This window comes from Aeromonas sp. Prich7-2, from assembly GCF_017939255.1.
Taxonomy (GTDB): Bacteria; Pseudomonadota; Gammaproteobacteria; order Enterobacterales; family Aeromonadaceae; genus Aeromonas; species Aeromonas caviae.
Genome location: NZ_JAGKRI010000218.1, coordinates 1,636 through 7,534, shown reverse-complemented (window position 1 = coordinate 7,534; position 5,899 = coordinate 1,636). Strand labels below are relative to the sequence as shown.

The following is a 5,899-nucleotide window of genomic DNA, read 5'->3' as shown; positions in this document are numbered from 1 at the left end:
CTGAAGCAAATTTCGGTCATGAGTATAGCATAGTCAATATTAAAAATGGCCGTGGTAGAGGGAGCTTTCATGCTATGCATGATCCCGCCTGTATAATTAGGGATGCAATGGACGTGGTTTTTAAAAACCAGCCAAACAACATGACTAAATTTGTCACTGGGTTGCGTGAGCATAATGTAATGGTCAGGGTGAGGAGAGCAGATAATCACGAGCCAAAAGGTATTTGTTATAGTATAGACGGTAAGAAATGGATATCAGGGTCTAAGGTTAAGAGATTGCGGGCTACCTGGTCTAAGCTGCTCGACCAGGGCATTGAATATTCACCTCGGCGAGATGATTTAAATTTGCAATTAGGTGAATCAAATCAATTAAGCGAGCTTAAGGTTATACTATTTACTGCATTGATTCGTTGTACTAAAAAACAATATGCCAAGATGAAAAAAGTGGTGCCGTCATTTGTGGATAAAAAAACATATTGTACATCGTCATTCTTTTTCCGGCTTCTAAGACTGGATTTTGTTTTGCTATCAGTCGAGGAACCGACAGACAGTTTTATATCAAATGCATTAGCACTGTTGAAAGACGTTTTGGCTACAATTTTTAGGAAAGGGCTGGAGAGCGTTCATGTAGGATCAAACGCATTGATTCCTGATGGATATGTCCAGGATATCAACTCAGAAAAAGATACTATTGATAAGCCAAACATGTTTTTCTTAGACAGAGAAAAACTTAAGAATGAAATTTTGACGAACAATGAATGGATTGCTGATTGGTATGGGGATCCCATATCACATGAACAAACTAAAGAAAAAAACATAAAATAACAATAATAATGAGAGGTGTGGCATGGCTAACATGAGGTTGAATGCAAATCTTAGAACAGTATCATTTAGCAAAACCGTGAGTGTACTGGAAGAGCTGGAGCTCAGTTCAGGTAAATGTGTTCGTAGGTATAGGGCTGTAAATGTTCACCTAGGTACAGTTGATGTAGATTCTGACTTTTCACTTATAAAAGAGTTAACCGAGGCTGACGCAAAAAATGCAAAGCTATGGGTCCAGGAGCAGCAACGACTGGTCCAGTACGCTTATATGGAAAATATGAGGCGTGGGTTCCTTGGTGGTTCTCCTGTGATTAAGCGTAGTAAAGGCGACGATGAGCAGTATAGTGATTGCTATGGTTTTATACCGGGTCGGAAAGTCGGTGAGTTTATTGGTGTGATTATTGATGCTATTCCTATGGTTGAGGAATGTAGCGTAGAGAAGGATGAGTATGAAATAGAGTATGAGAAAGTGGAGCGTTTTCGTAAGAAAGGATGTCTATCTGAGATACTTGATCTGCTATTATATGCCCTGAAAAGAAGCAATGAAAAAGTACCTTTCTCAGAAAAAGAGAAATGTGACCTATATTGTGCTGAGAGAGTTCTTTTTTACTTTTGCACTGAAGGCATGGATATGAAGCAGAGTAAGTTAGAAAGTACCTCTCGAAATAAAGCTAAAGATAAATATAAAAACTTGCTACGAGTTAAAAAGTTTCCATGTACGAAAAAAGGAAGTATAGATATGACACCGGTTTGACCGGTGTCATTTTTTGGCTTCGATTCTCTAATGAAGCAAGTCGTCATATAAGAGCTTTAGAGATCTCACGCTTAATTATATCTATTGCAGGTTGACATGCTGCACGACTAAATATTTTGTATGTTGACAAATGAGGGAGGCGTACAAGCAAGGAAACTTGATCCCCCCTTTCGTAACGCTGAATTTGGTATCTGACTCTCCCCCAGCCAATCTGTTCATTGATTTTATCAACCATCTGGAAACCATGCTTGGTTAAATGGCCATCTAGTTCATCAAATACGATTTTCGAAATCGCGATATAGAGTTTACAGTGGACCTGTTTTATACGCTCGTCCCATATTTGACGTGCATGTTCAAGCCACTCATCCTTTCCTTTTAATGTATGCCAATTTCGTGAGCGAGCGGGAATATAGTTTGTCATCAGAGAGCCATCCATGAGCTGTTTGTATGATACACCCAGTTCATCGCCAATCATTGTATATAAGGCTCTCATCTGCTGTTGTAGCGGTGCTTCACCCTCCTCGCAGCCCTTCCAAGGTTCACTGTAGTATGCGCATTCAGACTCCACTGAAATTGCATTGGTATCACATGGTCCACCACCTGGATTTATACCAAAGAATGCGACAGGATACTGAGGAGATAGCATGTTATCATACCTACAGAAAAGCAGGTCCCACCCCATATCATTCTTTAAGTTATCATATTTGTTTTGGATGAACGCAAACAGATTCTCTTTACACAAGAAATTGATATCCGTACTCATACATTGTCCATTACATCGTCAAAGTGGAAGTTAGATTGTCATTCTGAATTAAATAAAAGTCAACAAGATAGCGTTTTTACCATTTATGTTTTAAAAGGAAAATATCATTACTCGTACTTGTCGATTTTAGAAGCCTTTTTATTTTTCAGGGGGGGCTTTTAACTGTTGAAAGTTCATTGCAGATATCAATTCTTCCCCAAGTTCCAGAGGGCTTTATACATAGTGACATGATTTACTATCTCTGGAGTTTAGCCACAGCTCTGGACTTGTCATGTTGAATTCCCTAAAAAGCCATTTATGGCCATAATGCCCAGTCCCATTTTTATTCTTGCGGAGACATTTGCTGAATGAATATTAATTTGGGGAGGGATGAAGTTATTTGTCATTACCTCATTTTCTATCCAGAGAATCACGTCGTATCCGGTTCCTCTATCATCATCACCGAGGTCATGATCAAGACTAATTTCAGTCACCATCTCTATTTTTAGCCATGCAATCGCCTCCTCCGGCCAAAAGACACGAACCCACCCTACCGGAGTTTTTCTTTCATCATCCAGATATAACTTCATGCCATTTTTTCCAGGTTCAGTTCCAATACGTGAGCAATCCCGCGATTGGCCCCATCAACAATCAACTCACCGGGAAACGGTAGTCTGGATGACAAACCAAGATCGGGATCGATGTAGTAGACACATGCGCCAGGGTTGATGTTTTGTAACAGAGAGCTCGCAGGCTCAACAAGCAAACTGGTGCCGACAACTACTACGGTATCAGCCTCGCAGAGCCAGCGACGAGCTTGTTGATATTCATAAATCTTTTCACCAAACAGCACGATATCTGGACGCAATTGAGAGCCAGTGGATGGGCTGCGATCACCGACCTTCACATCTTCATGCCAAGGCTGGCGATATTTTTTGCTACGGAAACCGATGGGGACCAAAAACTGGATTGAACCATGCAGATGAAGGACATCACGGCTACCTGCTCTCTCATGTAAGTCATCAATATTTTGGGTTATGACCCTAACAGTACATTTCTGTTGTAGCAGGGCTATCAGATAATGCGCTTGTGAGGGGGCGGCTTCTAACATGGTTTGACGCCGTTTGTTGTGAAAGTCCAAGAAGCCAGCCAGATCCGTACTCATGCTACTAGCGTGGGAATAGCGCCAGTTCTTATGATTACGCCAAATACCTTCACTTCTAAACGTGGGCACACCGCTTTCCGCTGACAAACCCGCCCCGGTAAAGAAGAGGATTGTGGGATGGTAGTGTTGGCCCGTTATCGCGGCTTGTACTTTTTTTTCTCTATGACGGCGCTGATGTCTTCGAGCACGGGAAGCTATTGGTTGCATACGATCACCTTTCGTTATGGCACGACCAGTCCACCCGATTGATTTGTTTCTGAACCAGGGCGGTTGGGGTCACACCTCATTGCTATGTTTCTGCTCACCTCATCGAGGTAAGAATGAGGGGAGCGGCAGTTACCAGTTGAGATCAAACAAGCTGCGACTAATGGATGTAATTGCACTAGCAGACCTGGCACTTTGTTTACTGATGGGCTCGCTATGCATGAATAACCAGTAGCGGTACTCCTGAGCAAAATGGTCACTTGCCTGCAAAACCGGTTCCCGGTAATCGCATCTTATGCGCTCTGTTATGACCCGCTGTTCATCCAGATGCAGATCTTTGAGGCCAAAGCCATGTTGTCGGACACACCAGTCGACAACACACAAAGCGGTTAACTGGTTGTATCGCCTAAACGGTCGGATTGAACTAATCAGATAAAACAGTTCAGCCCCTCTGGCAAAGATACAGGGATAGGCCTCCTCCCGGATTTGGTTTTGCTGCACGCGCATGATGGTCCAGTCCAAGATTTGAACCATACCCTGGGTGGTCATGGAGGGGGGGTGATCAATGGCACGACTGACGAAACGATGGATTTGCAGGACTTTTCTTGTGGAAATCATGGTTGCTTACTCACACATTATTTAGCGCAAAGCACACTCGTGTAAGGAAGGTTTAGAAGCCTTGAAATAATGTTTGAGTAGTGGAAGCCCAGTGGAAGCCCTGTGGAAGCCCAGTGGGTGCACAGAATTTTTCATGCACTAGCGTGTGTTTTATGCAGGATTTGGAATGTATATACTGAGCGACTCGGGTTGTATTTTGAGGCAATCCCCGCCTCATACTGGGCCTTTATAGAGGATAGAGTGTGTAATGAGTAAACCATTTAGTTCCGGTAGCGTTACAGTTCAACCATCTCGTGGCCTGTGGCAGGCCAGCTACTTAGGGCAGAAAGTCACATATAGCGAAGCGCGGTTTGGAGCAATGGCAGAGACCCTTGCCCACCGTGCTTTGTTAAAATTGCAGGCTGGAAACTTTGACCCTGTGTCCGACGATCTGCAATTTAAGCTGTCATGGCGAATGCTGGATGCTGCCAGGCAATTGCGGCTCTCATTGGGCCAACTGCGGCAGTGGATGCTAACTGGAATGCTCAACGGACATGAGATTAAGCCACCAATGCGTGATGTGAAAGGCGTTGACCGAATCACCGGTTGCGAATTGATGATGGCGCAAGAGCGCCTTGCTGAGTACAAATCCGGGTTGTCACTTTGCAATGGGTAATTCGTCTAATGCCGTGGTATAGCGGGGACTGAGTTTTTCACGCCTCATAATCCAATCACTGTTGTCTCTCCCACGAGCTCCAAAATGAATTTTTCCTAATCGTCCCTGGTTGATTCGGTCGATCATCTGCATTAGGTCCTGACTGCGGGGCTTATGTTGATGATGGTCGAACAAATCTCCCTGCTGGCTGCCGATAGGAGTGAAGTCGGCTAGCATCACGCCCCCTTTTTGGTAGCGGTGCCCATCCCGCCAGATACGAGAGAGCAGTGAGTGGATCAGTCCCAGCAGCGCCCTAGTATCGTTAGTAGGTACAGCCAACTTGGTGCTCACCTGGTTGCCGTAGTAGGGCTCTTTGTCATTGAAGGGGCTGGTGCGAATGAATAGAGTGGCATGGCGACAGCACATTCCCTCTGCCCGGAGTTTTTCAGCTGCACGTTCCATATATCCTGCGAGTGCTTGATGCATGGAATTCATGTGTGTGATCCGTTCACCGAATGATCGGGAGCAGATGATCTGCTGTTTGGCTTGTGTGTCCTGCTCCAGGCTGGCGCATGGATAGCCGCGTAGCTCTAGCACGGTTCGCTCAACAACGACCCCATAACGATGCCGTAGGTTTTTACCATCGACAGCGACTAGGTCCGCCACACTATTGATCCCGTGCGCTTCGAGCCTGGTGGTCAGTTTTCTACCTATTCCCCATATTTCCCCGACCGGAGTGATAGCCATCAAACGCGCACGACGTGCCTCATCACGCAAATCAACCACTCCACCAGTCGCAGGCCACTTCTTCGCGGCGTAGTTTGCCAGCTTGGCGAGTGTTTTGGTTGGCCCGATCCCGACGCCGACTGTGAGTCCAGTCCATTGCTGTATTCGTTCACGGATCTGACGACCATATGCTGTTAGGTCTCCCGCCCAGGATTCGTTCAGTTCAACAAACGCT

General features: G+C 45.0%; 8 protein-coding genes. 3 read left to right on the top strand and 5 right to left on the bottom strand.

What is annotated here, in order from left to right; genetic code table 11:
* Together J9892_RS21015 and J9892_RS21010 are read left to right on the top strand one after the other, a co-directional pair.
* A partial coding sequence (locus J9892_RS21015; protein WP_210538891.1) for a hypothetical protein occupies positions 1–824 on the top strand: 824 nt, incomplete at its 5' end.
* Between the two features lie 22 nt (positions 825–846).
* Positions 847–1,575 (top strand): hypothetical protein, encoded by a 729-nt coding sequence (locus J9892_RS21010; protein WP_210538890.1) that lies wholly within the window; start codon positions 847–849, stop codon positions 1,573–1,575.
* Positions 1,576–1,618: 43 nt separating this feature from the next.
* Here the strand turns inward: J9892_RS21010 and J9892_RS21005 are convergent, their stop codons facing one another.
* From J9892_RS21005 to J9892_RS20990, 4 genes are all read right to left on the bottom strand, one after another.
* Complete coding sequence (locus tag J9892_RS21005) at positions 1,619–2,338, bottom strand: hypothetical protein (RefSeq protein ID WP_010676198.1); 720 nt, start codon at positions 2,336–2,338, stop codon at positions 1,619–1,621.
* Between the two features lie 269 nt (positions 2,339–2,607).
* Entirely contained in the window at positions 2,608–2,907 is a 300-nt protein-coding gene (locus tag J9892_RS21000) for a cyclic-phosphate processing receiver domain-containing protein (protein WP_210538888.1), read from the bottom strand.
* Positions 2,904–3,689, bottom strand: a complete 786-nt coding sequence (locus tag J9892_RS20995) for a Sir2 family NAD-dependent protein deacetylase (RefSeq protein ID WP_010676212.1) — start codon at positions 3,687–3,689, stop codon at positions 2,904–2,906. Before J9892_RS20995 ends, J9892_RS21000 begins: the two co-directional genes overlap by 4 nt.
* Positions 3,690–3,818: 129 nt before the next feature.
* On the bottom strand, positions 3,819–4,304 hold the full coding sequence (locus tag J9892_RS20990) for a hypothetical protein (protein WP_010676213.1): 486 nt from the start codon (positions 4,302–4,304) through the stop codon (positions 3,819–3,821).
* A gap of 247 nt (positions 4,305–4,551) precedes the next feature.
* Between J9892_RS20990 and J9892_RS20985 the strand changes: the two genes are divergently transcribed.
* Positions 4,552–4,959 (top strand): hypothetical protein, encoded by a 408-nt coding sequence (locus tag J9892_RS20985; protein ID WP_210538885.1) that lies wholly within the window; start codon positions 4,552–4,554, stop codon positions 4,957–4,959.
* Here J9892_RS20985 and J9892_RS20980 read toward each other — a convergent pair.
* A partial coding sequence (locus J9892_RS20980; protein ID WP_246876731.1) for a DUF4113 domain-containing protein occupies positions 4,942–5,899 on the bottom strand: 958 nt, incomplete at its 5' end. The two genes, J9892_RS20985 and J9892_RS20980, sit on opposite strands and share 18 nt — an antisense overlap.

Excerpts from the sequence above, each read along its gene's own strand:
- J9892_RS20990 (WP_010676213.1), bottom strand. The coding sequence starts at position 4,304 with ATGATTTCCACAAGAAAAGTCCTGCAAATCCATCGTTTCGTCAGTCGT.
- J9892_RS21010 (WP_210538890.1), top strand. The coding sequence starts at position 847 with ATGGCTAACATGAGGTTGAATGCAAATCTTAGAACAGTATCATTTAGC.
- J9892_RS20985 (WP_210538885.1), top strand. The coding sequence starts at position 4,552 with ATGAGTAAACCATTTAGTTCCGGTAGCGTTACAGTTCAACCATCTCGT.
- J9892_RS20995 (WP_010676212.1), bottom strand. The coding sequence starts at position 3,689 with ATGCAACCAATAGCTTCCCGTGCTCGAAGACATCAGCGCCGTCATAGA.
- J9892_RS21000 (WP_210538888.1), bottom strand. The coding sequence starts at position 2,907 with ATGAAGTTATATCTGGATGATGAAAGAAAAACTCCGGTAGGGTGGGTT.
- J9892_RS21005 (WP_010676198.1), bottom strand. The coding sequence starts at position 2,338 with ATGAGTACGGATATCAATTTCTTGTGTAAAGAGAATCTGTTTGCGTTC.